Source organism: Photorhabdus tasmaniensis, assembly GCF_011189505.1.
In the GTDB taxonomy this organism is placed as follows: Bacteria; Pseudomonadota; Gammaproteobacteria; order Enterobacterales; family Enterobacteriaceae; genus Photorhabdus; species Photorhabdus tasmaniensis.
In genome coordinates this window covers 90,771-117,329 of sequence record NZ_PUJU01000006.1, presented here as the reverse complement: position 1 = coordinate 117,329, position 26,559 = coordinate 90,771, and the positions used below count along the sequence as shown (strand labels likewise).

Annotated in this window: 21 protein-coding genes and 4 tRNA genes; 22 read left to right on the top strand and 3 right to left on the bottom strand. The window is 43.8% G+C overall.

Features of this window, described 5'->3' with window-relative positions; genetic code table 11:
- Window positions 1-90 precede the first annotated feature (90 nt).
- Complete coding sequence (ilvC, locus tag C5471_RS04150; RefSeq protein ID WP_133813926.1) at window positions 91-1,569, top strand: ketol-acid reductoisomerase; 1,479 nt, start codon at window positions 91-93, stop codon at window positions 1,567-1,569.
- 221 nt (window positions 1,570-1,790) lie between these two features.
- Window positions 1,791-3,818, top strand: a complete 2,028-nt coding sequence (gene rep / locus C5471_RS04145) for a DNA helicase Rep (RefSeq protein ID WP_133813925.1) — start codon at window positions 1,791-1,793, stop codon at window positions 3,816-3,818.
- A gap of 57 nt (window positions 3,819-3,875) precedes the next feature.
- On the opposite strand, the gene gppA is transcribed toward rep, so the two are convergent.
- Window positions 3,876-5,372, bottom strand: coding sequence for a guanosine-5'-triphosphate,3'-diphosphate diphosphatase (gene gppA, locus C5471_RS04140; protein WP_166295661.1), 1,497 nt, complete (start codon window positions 5,370-5,372; stop codon window positions 3,876-3,878).
- Between the two features lie 8 nt (window positions 5,373-5,380).
- Window positions 5,381-6,667, bottom strand: coding sequence for an ATP-dependent RNA helicase RhlB (gene rhlB / locus C5471_RS04135; RefSeq protein ID WP_133813923.1), 1,287 nt, complete (start codon window positions 6,665-6,667; stop codon window positions 5,381-5,383).
- A gap of 118 nt (window positions 6,668-6,785) precedes the next feature.
- Here rhlB and trxA point away from each other — a divergent pair, with 118 nt between their 5' ends.
- From trxA to C5471_RS04035, 20 genes are all read left to right on the top strand, one after another.
- On the top strand, window positions 6,786-7,112 hold the full coding sequence (trxA, locus tag C5471_RS04130; RefSeq protein WP_133813922.1) for a thioredoxin TrxA: 327 nt from the start codon (window positions 6,786-6,788) through the stop codon (window positions 7,110-7,112).
- Between the two features lie 472 nt (window positions 7,113-7,584).
- Window positions 7,585-8,844 (top strand): transcription termination factor Rho, encoded by a 1,260-nt coding sequence (rho, locus tag C5471_RS04125; RefSeq protein ID WP_023043607.1) that lies wholly within the window; start codon window positions 7,585-7,587, stop codon window positions 8,842-8,844.
- A 285-nt stretch (window positions 8,845-9,129) separates the two neighbouring features.
- Complete coding sequence (gene wecA, locus C5471_RS04120; protein WP_207627194.1) at window positions 9,130-10,200, top strand: UDP-N-acetylglucosamine--undecaprenyl-phosphate N-acetylglucosaminephosphotransferase; 1,071 nt, start codon at window positions 9,130-9,132, stop codon at window positions 10,198-10,200.
- 27 nt (window positions 10,201-10,227) lie between these two features.
- The gene (gene wzzE, locus C5471_RS04115) at window positions 10,228-11,283 is read left to right on the top strand and encodes an ECA polysaccharide chain length modulation protein (protein WP_133813920.1); all 1,056 of its coding nucleotides are present in this window, start codon (window positions 10,228-10,230) and stop codon (window positions 11,281-11,283) included.
- 119 nt (window positions 11,284-11,402) lie between these two features.
- Complete coding sequence (gene wecB / locus C5471_RS04110) at window positions 11,403-12,524, top strand: non-hydrolyzing UDP-N-acetylglucosamine 2-epimerase (RefSeq protein WP_133813919.1); 1,122 nt, start codon at window positions 11,403-11,405, stop codon at window positions 12,522-12,524.
- A 4-nt stretch (window positions 12,525-12,528) separates the two neighbouring features.
- A complete protein-coding gene (gene wecC, locus C5471_RS04105; protein ID WP_133813918.1) occupies window positions 12,529-13,791 on the top strand; it encodes a UDP-N-acetyl-D-mannosamine dehydrogenase in 1,263 nt (420 codons plus the stop codon).
- Window positions 13,788-14,858: a dTDP-glucose 4,6-dehydratase gene (gene rffG / locus C5471_RS04100; RefSeq protein ID WP_133813917.1), complete on the top strand. Its 1,071-nt coding sequence runs from the start codon at window positions 13,788-13,790 to the stop codon at window positions 14,856-14,858. Before wecC ends, rffG begins: the two co-directional genes overlap by 4 nt.
- 17 nt (window positions 14,859-14,875) lie before the next feature.
- Entirely contained in the window at window positions 14,876-15,757 is an 882-nt protein-coding gene (gene rfbA, locus C5471_RS04095; RefSeq protein ID WP_133813916.1) for a glucose-1-phosphate thymidylyltransferase RfbA, read from the top strand.
- Window positions 15,735-16,472 (top strand): dTDP-4-amino-4,6-dideoxy-D-galactose acyltransferase, encoded by a 738-nt coding sequence (rffC, locus tag C5471_RS04090; RefSeq protein WP_133813915.1) that lies wholly within the window; start codon window positions 15,735-15,737, stop codon window positions 16,470-16,472. Before rfbA ends, rffC begins: the two co-directional genes overlap by 23 nt.
- Window positions 16,459-17,589, top strand: coding sequence for a dTDP-4-amino-4,6-dideoxygalactose transaminase (gene rffA, locus C5471_RS04085; protein ID WP_133813914.1), 1,131 nt, complete (start codon window positions 16,459-16,461; stop codon window positions 17,587-17,589). Before rffC ends, rffA begins: the two co-directional genes overlap by 14 nt.
- A 1-nt stretch (window position 17,590) precedes the next feature.
- Complete coding sequence (gene wzxE, locus C5471_RS04080) at window positions 17,591-18,841, top strand: lipid III flippase WzxE (protein ID WP_133813913.1); 1,251 nt, start codon at window positions 17,591-17,593, stop codon at window positions 18,839-18,841.
- Complete coding sequence (locus C5471_RS04075) at window positions 18,838-19,923, top strand: TDP-N-acetylfucosamine:lipid II N-acetylfucosaminyltransferase (protein ID WP_133813912.1); 1,086 nt, start codon at window positions 18,838-18,840, stop codon at window positions 19,921-19,923. The genes wzxE and C5471_RS04075 overlap by 4 nt, the downstream gene beginning before the upstream one ends.
- Window positions 19,920-21,299 carry an ECA oligosaccharide polymerase gene (wzyE, locus tag C5471_RS04070; RefSeq protein ID WP_133813911.1) on the top strand — a complete coding sequence of 460 codons (1,380 nt, stop codon included), beginning with the start codon at window positions 19,920-19,922 and terminating at the stop codon, window positions 21,297-21,299. The genes C5471_RS04075 and wzyE overlap by 4 nt, the downstream gene beginning before the upstream one ends.
- Window positions 21,290-22,027, top strand: a complete 738-nt coding sequence (gene wecG, locus C5471_RS04065) for a lipopolysaccharide N-acetylmannosaminouronosyltransferase (protein ID WP_133813910.1) — start codon at window positions 21,290-21,292, stop codon at window positions 22,025-22,027. The genes wzyE and wecG overlap by 10 nt, the downstream gene beginning before the upstream one ends.
- 241 nt (window positions 22,028-22,268) lie before the next feature.
- Window positions 22,269-23,645 carry a bifunctional threonine/serine APC transporter ThrP gene (gene thrP / locus C5471_RS04060; protein ID WP_133813909.1) on the top strand — a complete coding sequence of 459 codons (1,377 nt, stop codon included), beginning with the start codon at window positions 22,269-22,271 and terminating at the stop codon, window positions 23,643-23,645.
- Between the two features lie 155 nt (window positions 23,646-23,800).
- Window positions 23,801-23,877: transfer RNA gene (locus C5471_RS04055), tRNA-Arg, on the top strand.
- A gap of 67 nt (window positions 23,878-23,944) precedes the next feature.
- Window positions 23,945-24,020 (top strand) — tRNA-His (locus C5471_RS04050).
- Between the two features lie 15 nt (window positions 24,021-24,035).
- A tRNA-Leu gene (locus tag C5471_RS04045) sits at window positions 24,036-24,122 on the top strand.
- A 17-nt stretch (window positions 24,123-24,139) separates the two neighbouring features.
- Window positions 24,140-24,216: transfer RNA gene (locus tag C5471_RS04040), tRNA-Pro, on the top strand.
- A 725-nt stretch (window positions 24,217-24,941) separates the two neighbouring features.
- Window positions 24,942-25,244, top strand: coding sequence for a TM2 domain-containing protein (locus C5471_RS04035; RefSeq protein WP_133813908.1), 303 nt, complete (start codon window positions 24,942-24,944; stop codon window positions 25,242-25,244).
- Window positions 25,245-25,348: 104 nt separating this feature from the next.
- Here the strand turns inward: C5471_RS04035 and hemY are convergent, their stop codons facing one another.
- Window positions 25,349-26,557 (bottom strand): protoheme IX biogenesis protein HemY, encoded by a 1,209-nt coding sequence (gene hemY / locus C5471_RS04030; protein ID WP_133813907.1) that lies wholly within the window; start codon window positions 26,555-26,557, stop codon window positions 25,349-25,351.
- Between the last annotated feature and the right edge of the window lie 2 nt (window positions 26,558-26,559).

Below are 26,559 nucleotides of genomic sequence, written 5' to 3'. Positions count from 1 at the left end.
GAAAATATGCAACCACCTAATCAGGTGGGGAAATCTAAAAAATAGTCGCAGCACTTGATTGCTGAACACAACATGATAACGGAGTCACTAATGGCTAATTATTTTAATACGCTGAACTTGCGTCAGCAGTTGGCACAGTTAGGTAAATGTCGTTTTATGGCGCGGGAAGAGTTTGTTGATGAGGCAGGATATTTAAAAGGTAAAAAAATAGTCATCGTCGGTTGCGGTGCGCAGGGGTTGAATCAGGGCCTGAACATGCGTGACTCCGGTTTGGATATCGCTTATGCCTTGCGTAAAGAGGCGATTGAAGAAAAACGAGCTTCATGGCGTAAAGCAACTGAAAATGGTTTTCAGGTTGGTACTTATGAAGAGCTGATCCCGCAGGCTGATTTGGTTATTAACTTGACGCCAGATAAACAACACTCTTCTGTTGTTCGCGCAGTTCAGCCGTTGATGAAAGAAGGTGCTGCACTGGGCTACTCTCACGGTTTCAATATTGTTGAAGTGGGTGAGCAAATCCGTAAAGACATCACGGTTGTAATGGCAGCGCCCAAGTGTCCTGGTACGGAAGTTCGTGAAGAATACAAACGTGGTTTTGGCGTTCCTACCTTGATCGCGGTTCACCCGGAAAACGATCCGAAAGGTGAGGGTATGGCGATCGCTAAGGCATGGGCAGCGGCAACAGGCGGTCATCGTGCTGGCGTTTTGGAGTCTTCTTTCGTTGCGGAAGTGAAATCTGACTTGATGGGTGAACAAACTATTTTGTGCGGTATGCTACAGGCGGGTTCACTGTTGTGTTATGACAAGCTGATAGCAGACGGCGCTGAATCAGGTTATGCAGGAAAGCTGATCCAGTTTGGTTGGGAAACCATCACGGAAGCACTAAAGCAAGGCGGTATTACCCTGATGATGGATCGTTTGTCTAATCCGGCAAAATTGCGGGCATATGCGTTGTCTGAACAGTTGAAAGAGATCATGACGCCACTGTTTCAGAAACATATGGATGACATCATTTCGGGTGAATTCTCTTCCGGTATGATGGCTGACTGGGCTAATGATGATAAGAACCTGTTAGGTTGGCGTGAGGAAACCGGGAACACGCAGTTTGAAAATTCACCGCAATATGATGGCAAAATCAGTGAACAGGAATACTTTGATCATGGCGTTTTGATGGTTGCTATGGTGAAAGCCGGGGTTGAACTGGCATTCGAAATTATGGTTGATACCGGTGTTATTGCGGAATCTGCTTATTATGAATCTCTGCATGAATTACCGTTGATTGCGAATACAATCTCTCGTAAGCGTCTGTATGAAATGAACGTAGTTATTTCTGATACTGCCGAATATGGTAACTATCTGTTCTCCCATGTTGCGGTTCCATTACTGAAAGAGAAATTTATGGATTCACTACAGGCAGGTGATTTAGGTAAGCCTGTTGCTGATAACGGTATTTATAACGCCCAGTTACGTGATGTTAACGAAGCTATTCGTAACCATCCCATTGAAGTCGTTGGTCGTGTATTACGTGGTTACATGACAGATATGAAACGTATTTCTGTTGGTGGTTAATATCAGATTGAGTTAAAGATAAAGGGGGAAGAAATTTTCCCCTTTAAATTTAATGACAAATAGTTGCTGAGATGAAAGATGTACCAAGTGCTGAGTAGTAAGTGATTATTATCAACCTGTAGGGTTTCTGCTCCTTAATTAAAGAAAACGGCGTTTCTTCTCCCTCTTTCTGCTACAATTCCAGCCCCGAAGCACTGTCCTGATATAACTCATTGAACATCATGCGATTAAATCCCAGCCAACAACAAGCAGTTGAATTTGTTACCGGCCCTTGTCTGGTTCTGGCGGGGGCAGGTTCCGGCAAAACCAGAGTGATCACGAATAAGATTGCCCATCTTATCCGTATTTGTGGTTATCAGCCTCGTCATATCGCTGCTGTTACTTTTACTAATAAAGCAGCCCGGGAAATGAAAGAGCGTGTAGCACAAACTTTGGGACGCAAAGAGGCTAAGGGGTTAATGATTTCTACTTTCCATACGTTGGGATTGGAGATCATTAAGCGCGAGTACAAAGCGTTGGGGATGAAAAGCAATTTCTCATTGTTTGATGATCAGGACCAAATGGCTCTGCTGAAAGATTTGACAGCCGATTTACTGGAAGAAGATAAAGATTTACTACAAAAATTAATCTCTTCCATTTCAAATTGGAAAAATGATCTGCTTTCCCCACAACAAGCCACGGCATTGGCTCGTTCTGCTCAAGAGCATCAGTTTGCTGAATGTTATCGCCGTTATGATTTGCACCTGGCGAGCTGTAATGTCTTGGATTTTGACGATCTGATTACCAAACCGACATTGCTGATGCAGCGTGATGAAGAGGTAAGGGAACGTTGGCAAAATCGTATCCGTTATTTGCTGGTAGATGAATATCAGGATACCAATACCAGTCAATATCAACTGGTTAAATTGCTGGTGGGACAAAGGGCCCGTTTTATGGTGGTGGGTGATGATGACCAGTCGATCTATTCGTGGCGCGGCGCAAAACCACAAAATCTGGTGTTACTGAAAGAGGATTTCCCGAAGCTTAATGTGATCAAACTAGAGCAAAACTACCGTTCTTCCGGTTGTATTCTGAAAGCGGCTAATATTTTGATTGCTAATAATCCTCATGTGTTTGAAAAGCGGCTTTTTTCTGAACTGGGTTATGGTGATCCGCTGAAAGTCATTATGGCTAATAATGAAGAGCATGAAGCGGAAAAAGTTGTCGGGGAGCTGATTGCACATCACTTTATCAATAAAACTCAATATCAAGACTACGCTATTCTCTATCGGGGAAATCATCAATCCCGGGTGTTTGAAAAAATGCTGATGCAAAACCGCATTCCTTACCGGATTTCTGGCGGTACTTCTTTCTTTGCCCGCCCTGAAATTAAGGATCTACTGGCTTATTTGCGGGTGTTGACTAATCCTGAGGATGACAGTGCATTTCTGCGGATTGTTAATACGCCAAGGCGTGAAATTGGTGCCGCGACTATTCAAAAACTGGGTGAATGGGCTAATCAGCGTAATAAAAGCCTCTATCAGGCCAGTTTTGACCTTGGTTTGGAACAAAGTCTGACTGGTCGTGGGTTGGCAGCACTACAGCGTTTTACCCACTGGATGGATGAGATAGCCCGTCAGGTTGAGCAGGAACCTTTGCTGGCAGTACGTGATTTGCTGCATGGTATGGATTATGAAAGTTGGCTGTACGAAACATCACCAAGCCCAAAAGCTGCTGAAATGCGGATGAAAAATATTAATCAGCTATTTACTTGGATGAGTGAAATGCTGGAGGGTGATGAACTGAACGAACCAATGACGTTATCTCAGGTAGTCACGCGTTTCACATTGCGGGATATGCTGGAGCGGGGTGAAGAGGGTGAAGAGTTTGATCAGGTGCAATTGATGACTCTGCATGCCTCTAAAGGATTAGAGTTTCCCTATGTATTTTTGGTCGGTATGGAAGAAGGCCTGTTACCTCATCAGAGCAGTATTGATGAAGAGAATATTGATGAAGAACGACGATTGGCTTATGTGGGGATCACTCGTGCCCAACGGGAGTTATTTTTTACTTTATGTAAAGAGCGTCGCCAATATGGTGAATTAATCCGTCCTGAACCAAGCCGTTTTTTACATGAGTTGCCCCAAGACGACTTACATTGGCCGCAAGATAAAAAAATCGTTACTGCTGAGGAGAGAATGCAAAAAGGGCAGTCGCGTATTGCGGATATCAAGTCGCGTTTAGGTCTTGGGCAAAAAAATAAGCAGTAAGTATATTAAAGACTCCCTGTATCACAGAGATACAGGGAAAATGATTGAGTTTAGGTTTTAGTTAATCTGTTCTTCCAAAACAAGTGGCCATTGAACATGACTTTGCCACTGAATTTCCTGCTGTAAAGATTCCGCCCGCAAAGGGTGTTGCATTAGCCAGCCATGAGGCAGTATTACCACCAGCGCTTCTCCGCTCACTTTTAAAACCAGAGCAGGGAGTGTGTCATTTCGGCGACGGCTGGTGAATATGATAGCTAACCGCAACAGGCGGCATAAACGTTGAATTTGTCTCAGAGGCAAAGCGTTTTGTTGACTGAAAGAAATCAAATCAATCGTGCCACTTTGGTTTTTCAGCAATGTGGCTAATAGTTTTTTCTGTGCTGGAGTATAGCCGGGGAGATCGAGGTAATTGATAAGGTAGGCTGCGTGTGATGGGGCTTGATGGAAATCAACACTCAGCCCAATTTCATGTATCAAACAAGCACTCTGTAATAATTCATGACATCGGCTATCCAGCTCCCAAGGTTTAGCAATTTGTTGTAAGAAGTGTTCAGCTAATTGTTTGACTCGTTGAGACTGTTCAGCATCCAACTGAAAACGGCGTTGGATATTACGTAGGGTTCTGGTGCGAATATCTTGTTCTATCGGTAAATCCAGCATGCCGTAGACAAGACCTTCGCGTAGAGCGCCGCCCGCAAGGATCATACTTTCAATATTTAATGCCTGAAAAATAGCTATCAAGATAGCAAGACCACTTGGGAAAACCAGAGCCCGCTCCAGCGTCAATCCTTCTATTTCCAGCTCTTCCAGCTTACCGCATTTAATTGCTTTATGTTTGAGTTCCTGGAGTTTTGGCAAAGTGATCAGCTCATCCATACCCTGAGCAATCATGATTTCTTGCAGAGCCTGAACGGTACCGGAAGCTCCGACACAAATTTGCCAGCCTTGTTTGATAAGCTTTGAAGCAATAGGTTTCAGCGTTTCATGTGCGGCCGCTTCGGCTTTGGCAAAATTTTCTTCCGTTAAGCTACGGTCATGAAAATAGCATTCAAGCCAGGTAACACAACCCATACTCAGGCTGGATAACTGGGTGGCTTTTGCACCATTCCCAGTGACCAGTTCGGTACTTGCCCCGCCAATATCTACAACTAAACGTTTTTCAGGGCCTCCGGTCGTGTGAGCAACACCTTGATAAATAAGCCGAGCTTCATCTTCGCCGCTGATTACGGTAACCGGGCAACCCAGGATTTCTGATGCTTTTTTCACAAATTCACCTGAATTTTCGGCGATACGCAAAGTTGCTGTAGCAACAACGCGGATTTGTGATGGCGGTATATCCTGTAAACGTTCAGAAAAAATCCTGAGACATTGCCAACCTCTCTCCATTGCCTGTTGAGATAGGTGGTTATTTTTATCCAGTCCTGTGGCCAGTCTTACTTTACGTTTGATTCGTGCCAGTATCTGGATACTGCCAGATATTTCGCGCACAACCAGCATATGGAAACTGTTTGAACCCAAGTCGATAGCCGCATAGAGCGAAGAAGAACTCAGCATCATTTAATTCAGCCTGAACGTTTACGGTTATTACGTGGTGTATTATTGCGATGCGATAAATTATTACGGCGCTGATGGTTCCCTGAACGCGAGCGGTGGCGGCGTTTAGGAACCGGTAAATCTTTCAGCAATGCATGACTGTTATATTTGCTGACAGGAATGTTGTGCTGAATATAATCTTCAATCGCAGGCAGGTTCAGAGCATATTCTTCACAGGCTAGGCTGATTGAGTGACCACTTTCACCTGCACGACCAGTACGGCCAATGCGGTGAACATAATCTTCGCAGTCATCGGGTAAGTCATAGTTAAAAACATGGGTTACGGAAGGAATATGCAATCCGCGGGCTGCTACATCAGTTGCAACTAAAATATCAATATTGCCGTTGCTGAATTCTTCCAGAATGCGTAATCGTTTTTTCTGTGCCACATCACCGGTTAGCAGACCAACTCGATGTCCGTCAGCAGCCAGATGAGCCCAGATATCTTCACAACGATGTTTGGTATTGGCGAAAATAATGCAGCGATCAGGCCACTCTTCTTCCAATAACGTTTGAAGCAGACGCATCTTCTCTTCATTAGAGGGATAAAACAACTCTTCGCGGATGCGGTGTCCTGTTTTCTGTAACGGTTCCACCTCTACATATTCTGCATGATTCATTTGCTCAAATGCCAGTTCCCGGACCCGGTAAGAGAGGGTGGCAGAAAACAGCAGGTTCATACGCTCATTTGCGGGAGGCATCCGGCGGAATAGCCAGCGAATATCTTTGATAAAACCCAGATCGTACATACGATCAGCTTCATCAAGAACGACAACCTGAATTGCATTCAGGTTGATATACTCTTGTTTGGCATAGTCAATCAAACGTCCGGTTGTGCCGATAAGAATATCAACACCGGATCCCAGCACTTTCAGCTGCTTGTCGTAACCATCACCGCCATAGGCAAGGCCCATCCTTAATCCGGTTGCCTGTGCCAGATCTTCTGCATCAGAATAAATCTGTACAGCCAGTTCGCGGGTAGGAGCCATAATCAGCGCTCTTGGCTGATTGGTCTGACGCTCCTTCGCTGCGGGATGAGTCAGTAAATAATGAAAAGCAGACGCTAAAAATGCTAACGTCTTCCCAGTACCGGTTTGCGCTTGCCCCGCGACATCACGACCTTCGACAGTGAAAGGTAATGTCAGTGCCTGTATCGGCGTACAATTAGAAAAACCCTTGTTATCAAGAGCTTCTATGACCTTGGGGTGCAAGGCGAAGTCGGAAAACTTCTTTTCTGTCAAGTGTGTTTTACTCATAGTGTGGTAGAATATCAGTTAACCATTGTTTTACGAAAGTGTATCCACTGAAATAAAGGCAAGCTTATGTCAGTAATGTTACACTAGCATGGTAAAAAATTATTCTTTGGAGTAAAAAATGAGCGATAAAATTATTCATTTGAGTGATGCTAGCTTTGATATTGATGTGCTTAAAGCCGCTGGCCCGGTTCTTGTCGATTTTTGGGCTGCATGGTGTGGACCATGTAAAATGATTGCACCTATCTTAGATGAAATTGCCCCAGAATATTCAGGTAAACTGACGATTGCTAAACTGAACATTGATGATAATCCGGCAACGGCTCCTAAGTTTGGTATCCGTGGTATTCCTACACTGTTACTGTTTAAAGACGGTCAGGTTGCCGCTACCAAAGTGGGAGCACTGTCAAAAACTCAATTGAAAGAATTTTTGGATGCTAATCTCTGATTGAAGTAAGATCACATTAATACCGGACGTTTAGCGTATACTATTATTTATTTCATTGACCGCTAGACGTCCGTAAAGAAGCGTGATAAGTTAGCGCCACTGCTTGTATCACATACATCTGTTAGGCGTATGTTGCATACTGAACAATCTGTAGTGTCTGATAAGTCTGTTATCTCTGGATAGTCTAAAGTATCCAATGGGTTATACGGGAAAAATCTGGCGTATAGCTCGTTACGTTGAGATAGTTTTTATAGAAATCAGTAATGTTTCAGCATTATCTCAACAGCGTTTTTGACAGCCTGTCAGTCTTATTTGAGCTCAATCTTAGTACTTCAAATTACTACCTTTTTATATGAATAATGTATTAAAGGTCTTATTTGTTTTTTGTACAAAATAAACAGGCATCGATGACGCTGCCATACTATTCACGTTCATAGTTCGAGATATACCCCGAGTTTAAGAACCCACCATTATGAATCTTACCGAATTAAAGAATACGCCGGTATCTGAACTGATTACACTCGGCGAAAAGATGGGGCTGGAAAGCCTGGCCCGTATGCGTAAACAAGATATTATCTTCTCTATCCTTAAGCAGCATGCGAAAAGTGGAGAAGATATCTTCGGTGACGGTGTGCTGGAGATCTTGCAGGATGGATTTGGATTTCTCCGTTCAGCAGACAGCTCCTACCTTGCCGGTCCCGATGATATCTACGTTTCTCCCAGCCAAATCCGCCGTTTTAACCTCCGTACCGGTGACACAATTTCAGGTAAAATCCGTCCACCTAAAGAAGGTGAACGCTATTTTGCACTGTTGAAAGTTAACGAAGTTAACTTTGATAAACCAGAAAATGCCCGTAGTAAAATCCTTTTTGAAAACTTAACTCCTCTGCATGCTAATAATCGCCTGCGTATGGAGCGTGGTAATGGTTCCACTGAGGATCTGACTGCCCGTGTTCTGGATCTGGCTGCACCGATTGGCCGTGGACAACGTGGTCTTATCGTCGCTCCACCAAAAGCGGGTAAGACTATGTTGCTGCAAAATATTGCTGCTAACATTGCTCACAATCATCCAGATTGTGTATTGATGGTACTTCTGATTGATGAACGTCCAGAAGAAGTCACTGAAATGCAACGTCTGGTGAAAGGTGAAGTTATTGCCTCTACTTTTGATGAGCCTGCTTCCCGTCACGTTCAGGTGGCAGAAATGGTCATTGAGAAAGCAAAACGTCTGGTTGAACATAAAAAAGACGTTATTATCCTGCTTGATTCTATTACCCGCTTGGCTCGTGCTTATAACACGGTTGTCCCTGCATCCGGTAAGGTACTGACCGGTGGTGTAGATGCTAATGCATTACATCGTCCAAAACGTTTCTTCGGTGCTGCACGTAATGTGGAAGAGGGTGGAAGTCTGACCATTATTGCGACTGCGTTGGTGGATACGGGCTCTAAGATGGATGAAGTGATTTACGAAGAGTTCAAAGGCACTGGTAACATGGAGCTGCTCCTCTCCCGTAAAATTGCTGAAAAACGTGTCTTCCCGGCTATCGATTACAACCGTTCTGGCACACGTAAAGAAAATCTACTCACCACGACTGAAGAGCTACAGAAGATGTGGATTCTGCGCAAAATTATTCACCCGATGGGAGAAATTGATGCGATGGAATTCCTTATCAATAAGTTGGCTATGAGCAAAACAAACGACGATTTCTTTGACATGATGAAACGTTCGTAGTTTTTAACTCAGTTTACGATGATTTTAGTAAGCGCCACGATTTCGTGGCGTTTTTTGCATCCACGATTATGGTGTTATGTAAATATGGTATGTATTTTGCAAACATTTCATATACTGCCGTCTATTTAAAATTAAATGTCACAAAAATGATATAAAGGCCATTAATTTTTCCATAATGAAGCAGTGTCTTCGCAAGCTGGGGTGCCTGTGGAATTGGGTTTTGGACAATAAATAATCAGGGTGTCTTTATTCTTACAGAGAGTTGTTATCGTGAATATTTTCAGCATGGATATCGAAGTTTTTTGCGTTTTTTTGTTTTCATTTGCGTTTTTGTTTATAGCGCGCAAAGTAGCAAAGAAAATCGGTCTCGTTGATAAACCCAATTATCGTAAGTGTCATCAGGGATTGGTGCCTCTGGTTGGAGGAATATCAGTATTTACCGGGGTTTGTTTTGCTTTTGTTATCACTAAAGAATTTATTCCTCACAAGTGGTTATATTTGGTTTGTGCCGGTGTGCTGGTATTTATCGGTGCATTGGATGACCGTTTTGACATCAGCGTTAAGATTCGGGCAACTATCCAGGCTCTGGTTGGTATTGCGATGATGTATTTTGCTGGCCTGAAATTAAATAGTCTTGGTTATGCTTTTGGCCCTTGGGACATGACACTTGGGCCGTTCAGTTATGTTGTGACTTTATTTGCTGTCTGGGCTGCCATCAATGCATTCAATATGGTTGATGGAATAGATGGATTATTGGGTGGGTTATCCTGCGTCTCTTTCGGAGCCTTAGGGATTTTACTATATCAAAGTGGTAACACTGCACTGGCATTATGGTGTTTTGCATTTATTGCTGCCATTCTCCCTTATATTATTTTTAATCTTGGTTTATTAAGCCAGCGTTTCAAAGTGTTTATGGGGGACGCAGGCAGTACATTGATTGGTTTTACCATTATCTGGTTGCTTATTGAATCTACTCAGGGGAATGAGCGCCCTGTTAATCCAGTGACTGCATTATGGATTATTGCCATTCCATTAATGGATATGGTTGCCATTATGTACCGTCGATTACGTAAAGGGATGAGTCCATTTTCTCCTGACAGACAACATATCCATCATCTGATTATGCGGGCTGGATTCTCATCACGTCAGGCATTTATCTTGATTACTGTTGCTGCTGCTTTATTCGCTGCTATTGGAATTACCGGGGAATGGCTGGAGTTTGTGCCTGAATGGGTAATGTTGGCACTTTTTTTGCTTGCATTTATGTTGTATGGCTATTGCATCAAGCATGCATGGAGGGTGGCTCGTTTCATCAAACGGCAAAAACGTCGTATGCGCCGTTCAGTTAACCATTAAACATCTATCTAACAGAGGTTTTGTGCAGTGATAAAATCAGAAACGAAATCCATTCAGGATGAACAAGCTCTGGAACATGAGCTGGATATCAGAGCTTTATGCAGTGCTTTATGGCGCGGAAAGATATGGATTGTCGTACTGGCAGTTATTTTCGCTGCTATAGCGCTTGGTGTGACATATCTGATGCAACAAAAATGGAGTGCAACGGCCACTACTGACCTGCCTACCACTCGTCATTTGGGGAGCTATTACTCTCAGCAGCAGTTTTTGCGCAATCTGGATACTCACATTAACATTTCACCGGAAACTCAGTTACCGTCTATTCAGGAAGAAGCTTATAAGGAATTCGTTACTCAGGTCGCGGCATATGATACTCGTCGTGAATTCTGGTCAAAATCTGATTATTACAAGCAGCATCAGGAAGGTAACACTAGGGTTGATGCGGTCTTATTAGATGAATTAGTCAACAATATTCAGTTCATTCCTCATGATGATAAAAAAGTGTTGAATGACAGTATTAAACTGACAGCAGAGTCTTCTGCACAAGCAAATCAACTCCTGCGCCAGTACATTGCTTTTGCTAACCGTCGCGCCAGCACTCATTTGAATAATGAAGTAAAAAGTGCATGGGCTACTCGCACTCAATCTATGGCAGCATTGGTTAAGCGCCAGGAAATGGTCGCTAAAGCGGTTTATAACCGCGAAATGAATGTGTTACAGCAATCGTTGAAAGTTGCAGAAAAACAAGGGATTCGGCGTAACCAAACTGATACTCCGATGGATCAATTACCTGATTCAAAAATGTTTATGTTAGGAGCGCCGCTGTTACAGGCTCAACTTGAAACTCTGGAAGTGACGGGCCCTGACTATAATGTGGACTATGACCAAAATATTGCAATGTTAGCGACGTTAAATGTTGGCCCGACATTACAGGATCAATTCCAGACTTACCGCTATTTGAGAACACCCGAGGAACCTGTTACCAGAGACAGTCCTCGCAGAATGTTTTTGATGATCATGTGGGGAGCGGTTGGTGCTTTGGTTGGTGCCGGTGTGGCATTGGTACAACGTTCGCGTAAATAATTATATGAAGAACGGCTTCTCAGAGATATTTTCTGCAATTCCAAAAGCAGGAATAAGTAGCATCAAAGAGTATTTTTTGCAGGAAAGCCTGCAAGTTACTGACCAATAAGAGAGTCACTGTGAAAGTGTTGACTGTGTTTGGTACCCGGCCGGAAGCTATCAAGATGGCACCTTTGGTACACGCATTGGCAAGGGATGAAGCCTTCGAAGCAAAAGTATGTGTCACCGCCCAACACCGCGAAATGTTGGATCAGGTGTTACATCTTTTTGAGATTACTCCCGATTTTGATCTCAATATTATGAAATCAGGGCAGGATTTAACGGATATTACATGCCGTATTCTGGAAGGGTTGAAGCCCGTTTTGACAGAATTTAAGCCTGATGTTGTATTAGTTCATGGAGATACCACAACAACGATGGCGACCAGTTTGGCTGCGTTCTACCAGCGTATCCCTGTTGGTCATATTGAAGCTGGACTAAGAACCGGTGATCTCTATTCCCCTTGGCCGGAAGAGGCAAACCGTAAGATTGCCGGGCATTTGGCAATGTATCATTTTGCTCCGACGGAAAACTCCCGCAAGAATTTACAGAAAGAATCCATTGCAGATAATCGAGTTTTTGTCACGGGTAATACGGTGATCGATGCGTTGTTGTGGGTACGTGATCGAATAATGAATGATGAAGCTATGCGGAATAAATTGGCGAAACATTACCCGTTTATTGATACTAATAAAAAAATGATTTTGGTAACGGGTCATCGTCGTGAAAGTTTTGGTGGCGGATTTGTGCGAATTTGTGAAGCATTGGCACAGATAGCCCGCGTCCATCCAGACGTACAGGTAGTCTACCCGGTCCATCTAAACCCGAATGTCAGTGAGCCGGTAAAGCGTATTTTGCATGATATTGATAACATCATTCTCATCGAACCACAGGACTATTTACCATTCGTCTATTTGATGAACCATGCCTATATGATCCTGACGGATTCCGGTGGTATTCAGGAAGAAGCACCTTCTTTAGGAAAACCGGTGCTGGTGATGCGTAATACTACTGAACGGCCAGAAGCGGTGGATGCGGGAACGGTACGTCTGGTAGGAACAGAAACAAGAACTATTGTGGAGGAGGTGACTCGATTGTTGACAGACGATGCTGCCTATCAGCAAATGAGCCGCGCTCATAATCCTTACGGGGATGGCGATGCCTGTCGACGTATTCTCGACGCTTTGAAAAAAATCAGGTGACACTATGAGTTTTGAAACTATATCAGTTATCGGTCTTGGTTATATTGGTTTGCCAACTGCGGCAGCGTTTGCATCCCGCAATAAGAAAGTCATCGGGGTAGATGTTAACCCATATGCGGTAGAAACTATTAACCGAGGCGCAATTCATATTGTAGAACCAGATCTGGACAAAGTGGTGAAAATTGCTGTGGAAGATGGTTACCTGAAAGCAGTGGTTTCTCCGTTACCCGCAGATGCTTTTCTGATAGCTGTTCCAACGCCTTTTAAAGGTGATCATGAGCCGGATATGATATATGTCCGTTCCGCCGCTGAATCTGTGGCGCTGGTGCTAAAAAAAGGCGATTTGGTTATTCTGGAATCTACCTCACCAGTGGGCGCGACAGAGCAGATGGCAGAATGGTTAGCAGCAGCGCGCCCTGATCTGACTTTCCCACAACAGGTGGGAGAGGAATCTGATATTAATATTGCTTACTGTCCTGAACGTGTATTACCGGGACAGGTTATGGTCGAGCTGATTAAGAATGACCGCGTTATTGGCGGTATGACGTCAAAATCTTCGGCCAGAGCCAGTGAACTGTATAAAATCTTCCTTGAAGGTGAATGTGTTATCACTAACTCAAGAACAGCAGAAATGTGTAAGCTGACAGAAAACAGTTTCCGGGATGTGAATATTGCATTCGCCAATGAACTTTCTCTGATTTGTGCTGAACAAGGCATCAATGTGTGGGAACTTATCCGTCTGGCAAACCGTCATCCCCGAGTAAATATTCTTCAGCCCGGCCCTGGAGTGGGGGGGCATTGTATTGCTGTTGACCCGTGGTTCATTGTTTCTCAAAACCCGGAACAATCACGTCTTATCCATACAGCACGTCTGGTTAATGATGGCAAGCCATTGTGGGTTGTGGATCAAGTAAAAGCGGCGGTTGCGGATTGTTTGGCTGAAAGTGGAAAGCGTGCAAGCGAAGTGAAAATCGCCTGCTTTGGCCTGGCATTTAAACCAAATATTGATGATTTACGTGAGAGTCCAGCGGTACATATCACTCGTATGATTGCTCAATGGCATGCAGGGGAGACATTGGCTGTAGAGCCTAATGTCCATGAATTACCCGCTTCCTTGAAAGGAATGACGCGATTGGTTAACCTGGAAAAAGCGTTGGAAGAAGCTGATATCTTGTTGATGCTGGTGGATCATAATCAGTTTAAAGCTGTAAGTGGTTGTGAAATTAAACAGAAATGGATTGTGGATACAAAAGGAGTCTGGCGTTGAGACGTATTCTAATCACAGGTGGAGCAGGTTTTATTGGCTCCGCTGTTGTGCGGCATATCATTGATCATACAGAAGACAGCGTGGTTGTTGTTGATAGCCTGACTTATGCTGGTAATCTAGAGTCTCTTGACTCTGTTGCGGATAGCACACGCTATGCGTTTGAACAGATTGATATCTGTCAGCGTGAAGCGCTGGATCAGGTTTTTGAACAGTATCAGCCGGATTGTGTGATGCATCTTGCGGCAGAAAGCCATGTAGATCGCTCTATTGATAGCCCTGCGGCATTTATCGAAACCAACATTGTTGGTACCTATACTTTATTGGAAGTTGCCCGGGTTTTTTGGCAGAAACTGAGTAAAGAGAAACAAACTGCCTTTCGTTTTCATCATATTTCAACGGATGAAGTGTATGGTGATTTGCATAGTGAGGATGGTTTCTTTACTGAAACGACACCTTATGCGCCAAGCAGTCCATATTCAGCGTCCAAGGCATCCAGTGACCATCTGGTAAGAGCATGGTACCGTACTTATGGTTTACCGGCAGTTATTACCAATTGTTCAAATAACTATGGTCCTTACCACTTCCCGGAAAAATTGATCCCATTAATGATTTTGAATGCATTAGCAGGCAAATCTTTGCCGGTATACGGCGAAGGGAAGCAAATCCGTGATTGGCTGTACGTGGAAGATCACGCCAGAGCGCTTTATTTGGTTGTAACAGAAGCAGAACCGGGTAAAACCTATAATATTGGCGGTCATAATGAACGCAAAAATATTGATGTGGTTTGTGCCATTTGTGAGCTTTTGGAAGAGTTTTGCTCTGAGAAGCCAGCAGGTACGGCTTATTATCGTGATTTGATTACTCATGTCGCAGATCGTCCTGGCCATGATATGCGTTATGCCATTGACGCTGCGAAAATTGAGCATGAGCTGGGTTGGAAACCACAGGAAACCTTCGAATCCGGGATCCGCAAAACAGTTCAATGGTATCTGGAAAATGAAAATTGGTGGCGTAGAGTTCAGGATGGATCTTATGCTGGTGAACGTCTTGGGTTGGGTGAAAACTAAGCTACTCTGGAGGTAACATGAAAGGTATTATTCTGGCAGGGGGCTCAGGTACCCGGTTGCATCCGATAACACGAGGTGTTTCCAAGCAACTACTGCCAATTTATGATAAACCGATGATTTACTATCCTTTGTCAGTACTGATGCTGGCTGGGATACGTGATGTTCTGATTATCTCCACGCCAGAAGATTTACCTTCTTTCCGCCGCCTGTTTGGCAATGGTGACGAATTTGGTATTCGCTTGAGTTATAAAGAACAGCCATCACCAGATGGTTTAGCTCAGGCTTTTTTGATTGGTGAAGAGTTTATTAACGGGGAACCCAGTTGTCTGGTATTGGGAGATAATATCTACTTTGGACAAGCGTTTAGCCCAAAACTGAAGAAGGTGGTTTCCCGTAGAAAAGGGGCGACCATTTTTGGTTATCAGGTGATGGATCCTGAGCGATTTGGTGTGGTGGAGTTTGATGACGAGTTCCATGTTCTTTCCATTGAGGAAAAACCAGCAAAACCAAAATCAAACTGGGCGGTAACCGGTCTCTATTTCTATGATAGTCAGGTTGTGGATTTTGCCAGGCAGGTAAAACCTTCTGCACGAGGTGAGTTGGAAATTACTAGTATTAACCAGATGTATTTGGAACGTGGTGAGTTGAATGTTGAACTGTTAGGGCGAGGTTTTGCCTGGCTGGATACGGGTACTCATGACAGCTTGATTGAGGCTAGCACTTTTGTGCAGACTGTTGAGAAACGTCAGGGTTTTAAAATCGCTTGTCTTGAAGAAATTGCTTGGCGTAATGGTTGGTTGGATGATGAACAGTTAAGAAAGACAGCAAAATCCTTGTCAAAAACGGGCTACGGTCAATATCTGCTGGATCTGCTTCATGTCCGTTCGCGCCAGTATTGAACCATTAGAGTGGGATAGCCACTACTTCGGGCTGCCTACTGCTCGTCTTGATTTCACACCTGATGCCAGGTTGTTAACTTTACCTCAGTTAAAACAGTATGCTTTGGTGCAGGCCAAAGTGCCCGCACAGCGATTAGATCTTATTGATGGGTTATCCGCGTTGGGTTTTTCGCTGGTGGAGGGAGAAATCGATCTTTCCTTAAGGATTGGCATAGAAAATGCTTATATTGCTTATAGTAACAACACTCAGAATGTGCTGATCCCGGCGGAACAGCGGGATATCCCGATGCTGAAAGAGGTAGCTGCCAAAATATTTTCTTTAAGCCGTTTCCGTGCCCCGTGGTATCAGCCGCAGGATAGTGGCCGTTTCTATGCTACTTGGGTTGAGAAAGCGGTATTAGGGACATTTGATCATCAATGTTTACTGGTAAACGGAGATAACGGGCAGCCCGCAGGGTTTGTTACTTTGCGGGATTTAGGGAATGGTAAGGCTCGTATGGGGTTGCTGGCAGTATTTCCAGGAAATACCGGCCGTGGGGTTGGTTCAAAATTAATGTCGGTGGCGCAACAGTGGTGTCAACACCATCAAATACAGCAATTAAGAATTGCGACACAAACCAGCAACATCGCTGCTTTGCGCCTTTATACACGCAGTGGTGCATTTATTGAAAACACTGCTTATTGGTTATATAGGGGACGAAATGATTCCATTTAACAGACCACCAGTAGTCGGCACTGAATTAGATTACATGAAGCAGGCAATGGAGAGCGGTAAGCTTTGCGGGGACGGTGGTTTTACCAAACGTTGTGAAGAGTGGATGGAACAACATTTCGGCTGCCCGAAAGTGTTGCTGACACCATCCTGCACAGCTTCTCTGGAAATGGCGGCTATTTTGCTGAATATCCAGCCCGGTGATGAAGTGATTATGCCGAGTTTCACTTTCGTTTCCAGTTCTAATGCGTTTGTACTGCGCGGGGCAACTGTTGTTTTCGTGGATATCCGTCCAGATACCATGAATATTGATGAAACCAAAATCGAAGCGGCTATTACAGCTAAAACACGAGTGATTGTTCCGGTTCATTACGCTGGCGTGGCTTGTGAAATGGATACCATCATGGCTTTGGCAGAGAAATATAATCTATTTGTCGTGGAAGATGCAGCCCAGGGGGTAATGTCTACTTATAAGGGGCGCGCACTAGGAACTATCGGACACATTGGTTGCTACAGTTTCCATGAAACCAAAAACTACTCTTCTGGTGGTGAAGGTGGTGCAGCACTGATCAATGACGAAGCATTGATCTCCCGTGCGGAAATCGTCCGTGAAAAAGGAACTAATCGTAGCCAGTTTTTCCGTGGTCAAGTTGATAAATACACTTGGCGCGATATTGGTTCCAGTTATCTGATGTCAGATCTTCAAGCGGCTTATTTGTGGGCACAACTCGAAGAAGCTAAGAAAATCAATGAGCGTCGTCTTGCTTTGTGGGATACCTATTATCAGGCATTAAAACCGCTGGCTGATGCTGGTTACCTAACATTACCTATAGTACCGGAAGGATTGGAGCATAATGCGCATATGTTCTATATCAAACTGAAAGATGTTGAAGAACGCTCTGCATTCAATAGCTATATGAAAGATGCTGGCGTACTGACGGTATTTCATTATGTTTCTCTGCACATCAGCCCGGGTGGTGAAAAATTTGGCCGTTTCCACGGAGAGGATCGCTTCACTACCAGCGAAAGTGATCGCTTGGTACGTTTGCCAATGTTTTACAACATAACGGATGCTGAACAGCAGATTGTTATCGAGCATATCAGAGAATACTTCGCCTGATATGTCATTGGCTAAAACATCAATATGGACTGCCGGCTCTACACTGATAAAAATCGGCGCGGGGCTTTTAATCGTTAAATTACTGGCGGTTACTTTCGGCCCCAGCGGGGTTGGGCAGGCGGGTAATTTCCGTCAACTGATCACTGTCCTTGGGGTGTTGGCTGGCGGCGGTATTTTTAATGGTGTGACTAAATATGTTGCTGAGTATCAACAGCAGCCGGAAAGGTTGCGTGTGGTACTGGGGACTTCTTCTGCCATTATTCTAGGGTTTTCCACTCTACTGGCCGTGATTTTTCTGTTGTTTAGCGGGCCGATCAGTATTGGGTTATTTGGTCATAGGGATTATGAGCCAGTTGTGCAGGCGCTCTCATTTATTCAAATGGGTATTGCTTGTGCCAACTATTTTCTGGCTATTTTGAAAGGATACCGGGATGCTCAGGGGAATGCGCTGGCGATTATTCTTGGTAGTTTGATAGGCGTGATTGCCTATTATCTCTGTTTCACCCTTGGTGGGTATGAAGGTGCTTTGGCTGGTCTGGCCTTGGTGCCGGCACTGATAATATTTCCAGCGGGATTGATGCTTTGGCGTCGCAAAGAGATTTCATTCTCATATCTTAAGCCCATGTGGGATACGGTACTGGCTAGCCAGCTTGGCAAATTTACCCTGATGGCTCTGTTGACTTCCATTACCTTGCCGGTTGCTTACATTATGATGCGAAACCTGCTGGCAGCGCATTATAGCTGGGATGATGTGGGTATTTGGCAAGGTGTAAGCAGTATTTCCGATGCTTACCTGCAATTTATCACTGCTTCTTTCAGTGTTTATTTGTTGCCAACGCTTTCACGATTGCAGGGTAAGGGTGAAATATCAAATGAGATAGTTAAGGCGCTGAAATTTGTTTTGCCTGCGGTGGCATTTGCAAGTTTTACCGTATGGTTGTTGCGCGATTTTGCTATCTGGTTGCTATTTTCTGACAAATTTACTGCTATGCGCGATTTGTTTGCTTGGCAATTGATTGGTGATGTCTTGAAAGTGGGCGCTTATGTTTTTGGTTATCTGGTGATTGCCAAAGCGGCGTTGCGTTTTTATGTGCTGGCTGAAGTCAGCCAGTTTTTGCTGCTTACTGGTTTTGCCCACTGGCTGATTCCTGCTAATGGAGCGTTAGGTGCAGCGCAAGCTTATATGGCAACTTATGTTGTTTATTTCACCCTTTGTTGTGGTGCATTTCTTATTTATCGCAGGCGAGCATGACAACCCTAATTCACGTTCTGGGATCTGATATCCCCCATCATAATCGAACGGTATTGCGCTTTTTTAATGACGTTTTAGCGCAAGAAATTGGTTTTTCAGCCAAACCGGAGTTTATGGTAGTGGCTAGGGATCGCGCTTCATTGGATGATTGCCTGGCATTGGATATAACATTTTTCGACAGTAAAAAATCTCTGTCTCAAGCTGTGGTTGCTAAAGCGCAGTCAGACAGGAATTGCCGATTTTTTTTTCATGGGCAATTTAATGCGGGTTTGTGGTTAGCGTTGTTATCAGGAAAAATCAAACGCAATCAATTCTGGTGGCATGCTTGGGGTGCTGATCTTTATGAAGACTCTTGTCAGTTAACATTCCGTCTGTTTTATTTTCTGCGTCGTCTGGCGCAGCGTCGGGTAGGGCATGTATTTGCGGTTCGTGGAGATCTCTATTTTTATTCTCAACATCATCCGAAAGTACCAACGTCATTGCTCTATTTCCCAACCAGAATGGACCCAGCTTTGACGATTACAGAAAAAAAACCTTCTGATGATGGCAAGATGACAATTTTGTTGGGGAACTCCGGTGATCGATCAAACCGTCATATTGCTGCACTGAAAGCTATTCATAAGCAGTTTGGTGATAAGGTACAAATAGTCATCCCAATGGGTTATCCGGAAAATAATCAGGCTTATATTGAGCAGGTTGAGCAATCTGCTCTATCGTTGTTCCGGCCGGAAAATTTAACAATTCTTAAGCAAAATATGGCATTTGATGATTATCTGGCATTGCTGCGTGGTTGTGATTTAGGGTATTTCATTTTTAACCGCCAGCAGGGGATTGGAACAATTTGTCTGTTGATACAATTTGGTGTGCCGCTTGTGATTAGTCGTCAGAATCTTTTTTGGCAGGATTTAACAGAACAGCAGGTTCCGGTATTTTTCTTCGGTGATCCTCTGGATAACCAACTCATTACAGAAGCACAACGACAAATACTTTCTCTGGACAGAAATGCAATATCCTTTTTCAGCCCGAATTTTGTTGATGGCTGGCGGCAGGCGTTAGTAAAAGTGGCAGGAGATCAGCAATGACTTTAACGCAATTTGGCGGATTATTTGTTGTTTATCTGATATCACTGGTTTTTATCCTGACGTTGACTTATCAGGAATTTCGGCGTGTACGTTTTAATTTTAATGTGTTTTTCTCATTGCTTTATTTGCTGACATTTTATTTTGGTTTCCCACTGACATGTTTGTTGGTTTTTCAATTTGATGTTGAGGTGGTACCTGTAGATGCCTTATTACATGCTCTACTGGCTTCAACAGGTTTTTATGGAATTTATTACGTCAGTTATAAAACCCGGCTAAGAAAGCCGTCTATGCAGCCTAAAACACCCGTATTCACCATGAACCGGGTGGAAACTAACTTCACATGGTTATTGCTGGTATTAGTTGCGGCGGTGACAGTTGGGCTGTTCTTTATGCAAAACGGTTTTCTATTGTTTAAGTTACAGTCGTACAGTCAGATTTTTTCCAGTCAGGTTTCCGGTGTTGCTCTGAAACGGTTCTTTTACTTCTTTATCCCCGCCATGTTAGTGGTTTATTTCCTGAAACCGACACAATTACGCTGGCTATTTTTTCTGATGAGCACTGTTGCTTTTGGGATTCTGACTTATGTCATTGTTGGGGGAACCAGGGCGAATATTATCATTGCGTTTGCGTTATTCCTGTTTATCGGCATTGTTCGTGGCTGGATAACCTTGTGGATGCTGATGACTGCGGGCGCAATGGGAATTGTTGGCATGTTCTGGTTGGCGCTCAAACGTTATAGCCTGGATGTTAATGGTGCAGAAGCATTTTATACTTTTCTCTACCTCACTAGGGATACTTTTTCGCCGTGGGAAAATCTTGCGTTATTGCTGAATAACTACGACAAAATCGATTTTCAGGGGCTGGCACCGATTATCCGTGATTTCTATGTTTTTATTCCAAGCTGGCTCTGGCCTGGGCGCCCTGATGTTGTGTTGAATTCTGCGAATTACTTTACCTGGGAGGTGTTGGATAACCACTCTGGTTTGGCAATTTCTCCGACGTTGATAGGTTCCCTGGTTGTTATGGGTGGGGTGCTGTTTGTTCCGGTTGGTGCGATTGTTGTTGGGTTGATAATTAAATGGTTTGACTGGATTTATGAGTTAGGTAAACAGGAGACTAATCGTTATAAAGCCGCTATTTTGCAGGCATTCTGCTTTGGCGCGATCTTTAACATCATCGTGCTGGCTCGTGAAGGATTAGATGCATTTGTTTCCCGTGTGGTATTTTTCTGTATTATTTTTGGTTTATGTTTGGTAGTTGCTAAGTTGTTGTATTGGCTATTTGAGAGTGCAGGGCTTATTAGAAAATACCTGACCAGCAACCTGGTTGTATCGCAAAAACGTCCGTTGCAATGTAAGGAAAGAAAATGGAGCTAAACAATATTCCCAAATATAGTATTCGTGGTTTGAATATTTGGGGTTTCCGCGATATGGCACACTTTCTTGACCATCTTTTTCAGCGTGGGCGGGTAAAGACGGGTACTTTGGTGGCGATTAATGCGGAAAAAGTTCTGACAGCAGAGCAAGATAATGCGTTGAGCACATTGCTGGGCGACGCAGAATACCTGTATGCCGATGGTATCAGCATTGTACGTGCTATCCGTCGTAAATACTCTGGCGCTGAAGTTTCTCGCGTAGCGGGTGCTGATCTGTGGGAAGCTATCATGGAGCGTGCTGGCAAAGAAGGTACACCTGTTTTTCTGGTTGGGGGTAAACCAGAGATATTGGAACAGACAGAAAACAAACTGCGGGCTCAGTGGAACGTCAATATTGTTGGCAGCCAGAATGGTTATTTCACGCCAGAAGAGCGTAACGCGGTTTTCGCTCGGCTCCATGCTAGCGGAGCAGCAATTGTGACAGTTGCGATGGGATCGCCTAAGCAGGAAGTTTTTATGCGTGACTGCCGTAAGGTTCATCTTGATGCGCTTTATATGGGCGTTGGGGGGACTTATGATGTATTCACCGGTCATGTAAAACGTGCGCCAAAAGTATGGCAGAACCTGGGGCTTGAATGGCTTTATCGTCTGTTATCACAACCAAGCCGCATTGGTCGTCAGTTCAAATTATTGAAGTTTTTGGGATATTACTACGGCAATCGTCTGTAAATATGTTTCCTGCCTGTCGTATAGCAGTTTGCGGCAGGCCGCACAAAAAATTCATTTTTCAGCCTCTATATAACCGTTTGATCCTGCCGAGCTTTTGTCATCTATACTAATTATTGGGTAATTTTTTATTCCACTGAGTAGAAAAACATGTTTTGATCCGGACCTTTTTTATGGCTGATTGAAATCGGTCTTGTATATTTTTTATTGCAAATTACAACACATAACAATGGACAGGGAATTTATGGCTGATCAACAACAGAGCCTGCAACGGGGTTTAGAAGCCCGTCATATAGAGCTAATTGCATTAGGCGGCACTATTGGTGTTGGCCTGTTTATGGGGTCAGCCAGCACACTGAAATGGGCTGGTCCTTCTGTTTTGCTGGCTTACATTATTGCCGGAATTTTTGTTTTCTTCATCATGCGATCTATGGGCGAAATGCTGTTTCTTGAACCTGTCACAGGCTCTTTTGCTTCTTTTGGGCATAAATATCTCAGTCCATACTGGGGGTGCCTGACGGCTTGGGGGTATTGGTTTATGTGGGTGGCGGTAGGGATATCAGAAATAACGGCTATTGGCGTTTATGCCGAGTTCTGGTTTCCTGAACTTCCTCAATGGGTATCAGCATTGATTGCGGTGGCATTAGTCGCTTTAGCGAACCTTGCGGCAGTACGTCTTTATGGTGAGCTGGAATTTTGGTTTGCCATGATTAAAGTGACCACCATTATCGTCATGATCCTGATTGGTCTGGGGCTGATATTTTTCGGTTTCGGCAATCAATGGCAACCCATTGGATTGGATAATCTGACTGCACATGGCGGTTTCTTTGTCGGTGGTTGGCAAGGGTTTCTGTTTGCGCTTTGTATTGTTGTTGCATCTTATCAGGGGGTGGAACTGGTAGGCATCACTGCGGGTGAAGCTAAAAATCCACAAGTGACATTGAAAAAAGCGATTAACAATATTCTTTGGCGTATTCTGATTTTCTACGTGGGTGCGATCTTTATTGTTGTGACTTTGTTTCCGTGGATAGAGGTTGGTTCGCAGGGCAGCCCGTTTGTGATGACATTTACCAAAGTGGGCATCACTTCAGCGGCAGCCGTGATTAACTTTGTTGTCTTGACCGCTGCGCTTTCTGGTTGTAACAGTGGCATGTACAGTGGTGGACGGATGCTCTATGCGTTAGCGCAAAACCGTCAGTTACCTCCAGCGCTGACGAAATTGTCAAAGAATGGCGTACCGGTAATCTGTATTGCTATTACAATTCTGTGTTTGCTGATAGGTTCCAGTTTAAATTACCTGATCCCAAATCCACAGGCCGTTTTTGTTTATGTCTACAGTGCCAGTGTATTGCCGGGAATGGTTCCGTGGTTTGTTATTCTGGTGAGCCAGTTGCGTTTTCGTCAGTACCATCAAGAGGCACTGAAACAACATAGTTTTAAATCTATCCTGTTCCCCTATGTAAATTACCTGACACTAGCATTTTTATGCTGTGTGCTGGTAGGCATGGCAATTAATCCAGATACGCGTTTCTCATTACTGGTAGGTGGAGGTTTTCTGCTGATAGTGTCGCTGATTTATTGGTTAGTGAGGTTTTTTGGCAGTAAAAAACTAAAATCCTGATGGACTGATTTGCGGTTACAGCGGTAGTGGGTGGGGAATAAGCGTTGGCTTTATCAACTAAGTGAGCAAGGTGTAATCAAATGCATCATTTCTTTAAAAAAGCACTGGACAGTATATCATTAAATCCGTACTATCCCCATCCGCAACGGCGTTAAGCGCCCGTAGCTCAGCTGGATAGAGCGCTGCCCTCCGGAGGCAGAGGTCTCAGGTTCGAATCCTGTCGGGCGCGCCATTATTTGCGTGCAAGAGCTGCGGTGATGTTTTTGTTGTAAGTATGTAGTAGTAAAATAGCTGTTATGGTGGCTATAGCTCAGTTGGTAGAGCCCTGGATTGTGATTCCAGTTGTCGTGGGTTCGAGTCCCATTAGCCACCCCATCTTTTTTATGACACGCGAGGGTGGCGGAATTGGTAGACGCGCTAGCTTCAGGTGTTAGTGTCCTTACGGACGTGGGGGTTCAAGTCCCCCCCTTCGCACCATAAAAAAGATAAAATTTCGGCGAGTAGCGCAGCTTGGTAGCGCAACTGGTTTGGGACCAGTGGGTCGGAGGTTCGAATCCTCTCTCGCCGACCAAATTCTGAAGAACCCTGTGATGCAGGGTTTTTTGCTTTCTCCCTTCCTATTTTTTGTTTCCTCTCCCGTCTATTACTCGCAGTGTGTACTTTATTCGATTTTAATTCAGTGAATTATTTTCCTGACATTAACGAATTGTTTTATATAATAATTTTTTATCTTGTTGTATTTTGACGACGATTGATATATTAGCTGTCTCAAATAAGAGACTTGTAACATATTGAATTAAAGTGAAAAATAATAAATTTGTTATACGTTGTCTCAAATAAGAGACAGTTAATGAAGTGGATTTTGTGATGATTTGCTTTCTTGTTGTAATAAATAGAGAAATAACCGATGAGTCGAAGCGACTGATCATCCGGATAAAAGTTGGCATGTTAAATGCATTATCGCAAGGGTAGATGCTCATCCTATTTCTTATGACAGCATATGCTTCATAAACCCAGGGATGATGCAGAGCCGATTATCAGTGCCTATTGTCCATGTCACAGATGAGTATTTTCATCGCCGACCGGGCTTAACGTTGAGTGAGGCACTATCCGTCTGTAGACCTGATTGTATTATTTGTACACCTATCTTTATTTTAAGGTAGGTGTTTTTTTGTTATCGTTAGGGATATCTCTGATAGATTTATATGCTGTTTAGCAATTGCCCCGTAAACCCTCGATTGGGCGGGGAGCAGTTACTTACAGTACTTCTTCCTAACTTATTTAAAGGAAATATAGATGTCAAAAATGATCGGGTGCCTTGGTTGTGGACAAATGTTGCATGAATCTGCGCAATCATGCCCGCATTGTGGTGCGGTGATAAAGGCATATTCTTCTGGCAGTAAAAGCAGAATTGTTGCTGCATTACTGGCATTTTTTCTTGGCGGTTTTGGTGCTCATAAATTTTATCTGGGTAAAATTGGCATGGGGATTTTATACCTGTTATTTTTCTGGACATTTATCCCTTCGTTGATCTCATTTATTGAATTTATTATTTATCTTTGCACTTCTGATGAAGATTTTGCCAGAAAATATGGCTAGAAAAATGCCCTCATGGAGGGCATTTTTAATCAATGGCATGAATAACGTGTAAAGGAATAGTGATCGATAGATCATAAGACTCTGGTGTTAAATGTTAATTGACACTATTGGCTATTAGCTACATCACTCTCGCGCTTTAAAGTTAGCACTAATCCTTCACGGCGAATTTGTGCCGCTTCTTCTGGTTTACGTAACTTATCCAACGCGTCTGCTAACCAGGCATAATCATGAGCATCAGGGCGTTGAGCTAATGCGGCTTTAAAATCTTTTGTTGCTTTTTCCCATTCTCCGTGACGTAAAGCAACCTGTCCAAGAGTACTGTTTAGCAGAGGGGTTGCTCCATGTTGCTTTAATTGATGGTCCAGCGCTTTTTGTACCGGCTGTGGATCTTCGCTTTTTAACCGAGGGATCAACAGCAGCAAACGTTCATTGTATTGACGTTTTAAACTTTCCAAGATGATCTTTTGTGCGGTCTCATGGTCGTCACATTCAATCAAATGCTCAGATATTGCAATTTGCAAAGCCACATCATGACGAATTTTACGGTTTTGATCATGCCACCAGCGTTTTAAACCTTCACTGCCTTGTTCTGCCATATACTGATTCATCAGACCGATATAGGCTTGTTGGCGCAGTTTATGAATTTGTGACTCATCATGCAGATGGGTCTTTGCCATTATCGGCAGTATATCAATCAGTGATTGGTAAGCCCCTGATCTGGTATAAGCTTGTTCGGCCAGGCGCAAAACTTCCGGATGGCGTGGAGCTTGATTCAGAAGTTTGTCTATGCCGTGGCGAGCAGCATGAATTTCACCTTGTGCCAGTTGAATACGTGCACGGGTAATATCCACAGGTAACTGATTATTGTCTGCGACTTCTGCTGCACGTTCCAGATACTGATTGGTACGGAATTCATCTCCACGTTGTTGAGCTGCTTCGGCTGCCAGCAAGTAGTTGACTACAGGTTGTTCTGCATGATCAGCATTACGGGTCAGTAATTGCTCAACTTGTTTAAAATCACCTTCGGCTAGTTTAATTAACGCTTTTTTTGTTTGAGCGTGAGCGCGGCTGCGTTTGCGTCCGAGGAACCAACCACGGGTACGGGAACTTGTGCGCATAACTCTGCGGTAGCACCAGCCAAGCAAGCAGAGGAGCAATTGCAAAAGAACAAATATAATGAACAGGCCGGTAACACTGGTTTCAATGTTGTAGTTGTCCGTCTGGATCAGAACATATCCCTGATGACCCGCAACGATTGGCCCAAGCACAATACCAACAATCAGCACAACAAACAGGAACAAAACTTTCAGCATAA

What these genes read in the sequence shown, in the direction of transcription:
- ilvC (WP_133813926.1), top strand. Translation starts at nt 91, where the DNA reads ATGGCTAATTATTTTAATACGCTGAACTTGCGTCAGCAGTTGGCACAG.
- rep (WP_133813925.1), top strand. Translation starts at nt 1,791, where the DNA reads ATGCGATTAAATCCCAGCCAACAACAAGCAGTTGAATTTGTTACCGGC.
- gppA (WP_166295661.1), bottom strand. Translation starts at nt 5,372, where the DNA reads ATGCTGAGTTCTTCTTCGCTCTATGCGGCTATCGACTTGGGTTCAAAC.
- rhlB (WP_133813923.1), bottom strand. Translation starts at nt 6,667, where the DNA reads ATGAGTAAAACACACTTGACAGAAAAGAAGTTTTCCGACTTCGCCTTG.
- trxA (WP_133813922.1), top strand. Translation starts at nt 6,786, where the DNA reads ATGAGCGATAAAATTATTCATTTGAGTGATGCTAGCTTTGATATTGAT.
- rho (WP_023043607.1), top strand. Translation starts at nt 7,585, where the DNA reads ATGAATCTTACCGAATTAAAGAATACGCCGGTATCTGAACTGATTACA.
- wecA (WP_207627194.1), top strand. Translation starts at nt 9,130, where the DNA reads ATGGATATCGAAGTTTTTTGCGTTTTTTTGTTTTCATTTGCGTTTTTG.
- wecC (WP_133813918.1), top strand. Translation starts at nt 12,529, where the DNA reads ATGAGTTTTGAAACTATATCAGTTATCGGTCTTGGTTATATTGGTTTG.
- rfbA (WP_133813916.1), top strand. Translation starts at nt 14,876, where the DNA reads ATGAAAGGTATTATTCTGGCAGGGGGCTCAGGTACCCGGTTGCATCCG.
- rffC (WP_133813915.1), top strand. Translation starts at nt 15,735, where the DNA reads ATGTCCGTTCGCGCCAGTATTGAACCATTAGAGTGGGATAGCCACTAC.
- rffA (WP_133813914.1), top strand. Translation starts at nt 16,459, where the DNA reads ATGATTCCATTTAACAGACCACCAGTAGTCGGCACTGAATTAGATTAC.
- wzxE (WP_133813913.1), top strand. Translation starts at nt 17,591, where the DNA reads ATGTCATTGGCTAAAACATCAATATGGACTGCCGGCTCTACACTGATA.
- C5471_RS04075 (WP_133813912.1), top strand. Translation starts at nt 18,838, where the DNA reads ATGACAACCCTAATTCACGTTCTGGGATCTGATATCCCCCATCATAAT.
- wzyE (WP_133813911.1), top strand. Translation starts at nt 19,920, where the DNA reads ATGACTTTAACGCAATTTGGCGGATTATTTGTTGTTTATCTGATATCA.
- wecG (WP_133813910.1), top strand. Translation starts at nt 21,290, where the DNA reads ATGGAGCTAAACAATATTCCCAAATATAGTATTCGTGGTTTGAATATT.
- thrP (WP_133813909.1), top strand. Translation starts at nt 22,269, where the DNA reads ATGGCTGATCAACAACAGAGCCTGCAACGGGGTTTAGAAGCCCGTCAT.
- C5471_RS04035 (WP_133813908.1), top strand. Translation starts at nt 24,942, where the DNA reads ATGTCAAAAATGATCGGGTGCCTTGGTTGTGGACAAATGTTGCATGAA.
- hemY (WP_133813907.1), bottom strand. Translation starts at nt 26,557, where the DNA reads ATGCTGAAAGTTTTGTTCCTGTTTGTTGTGCTGATTGTTGGTATTGTG.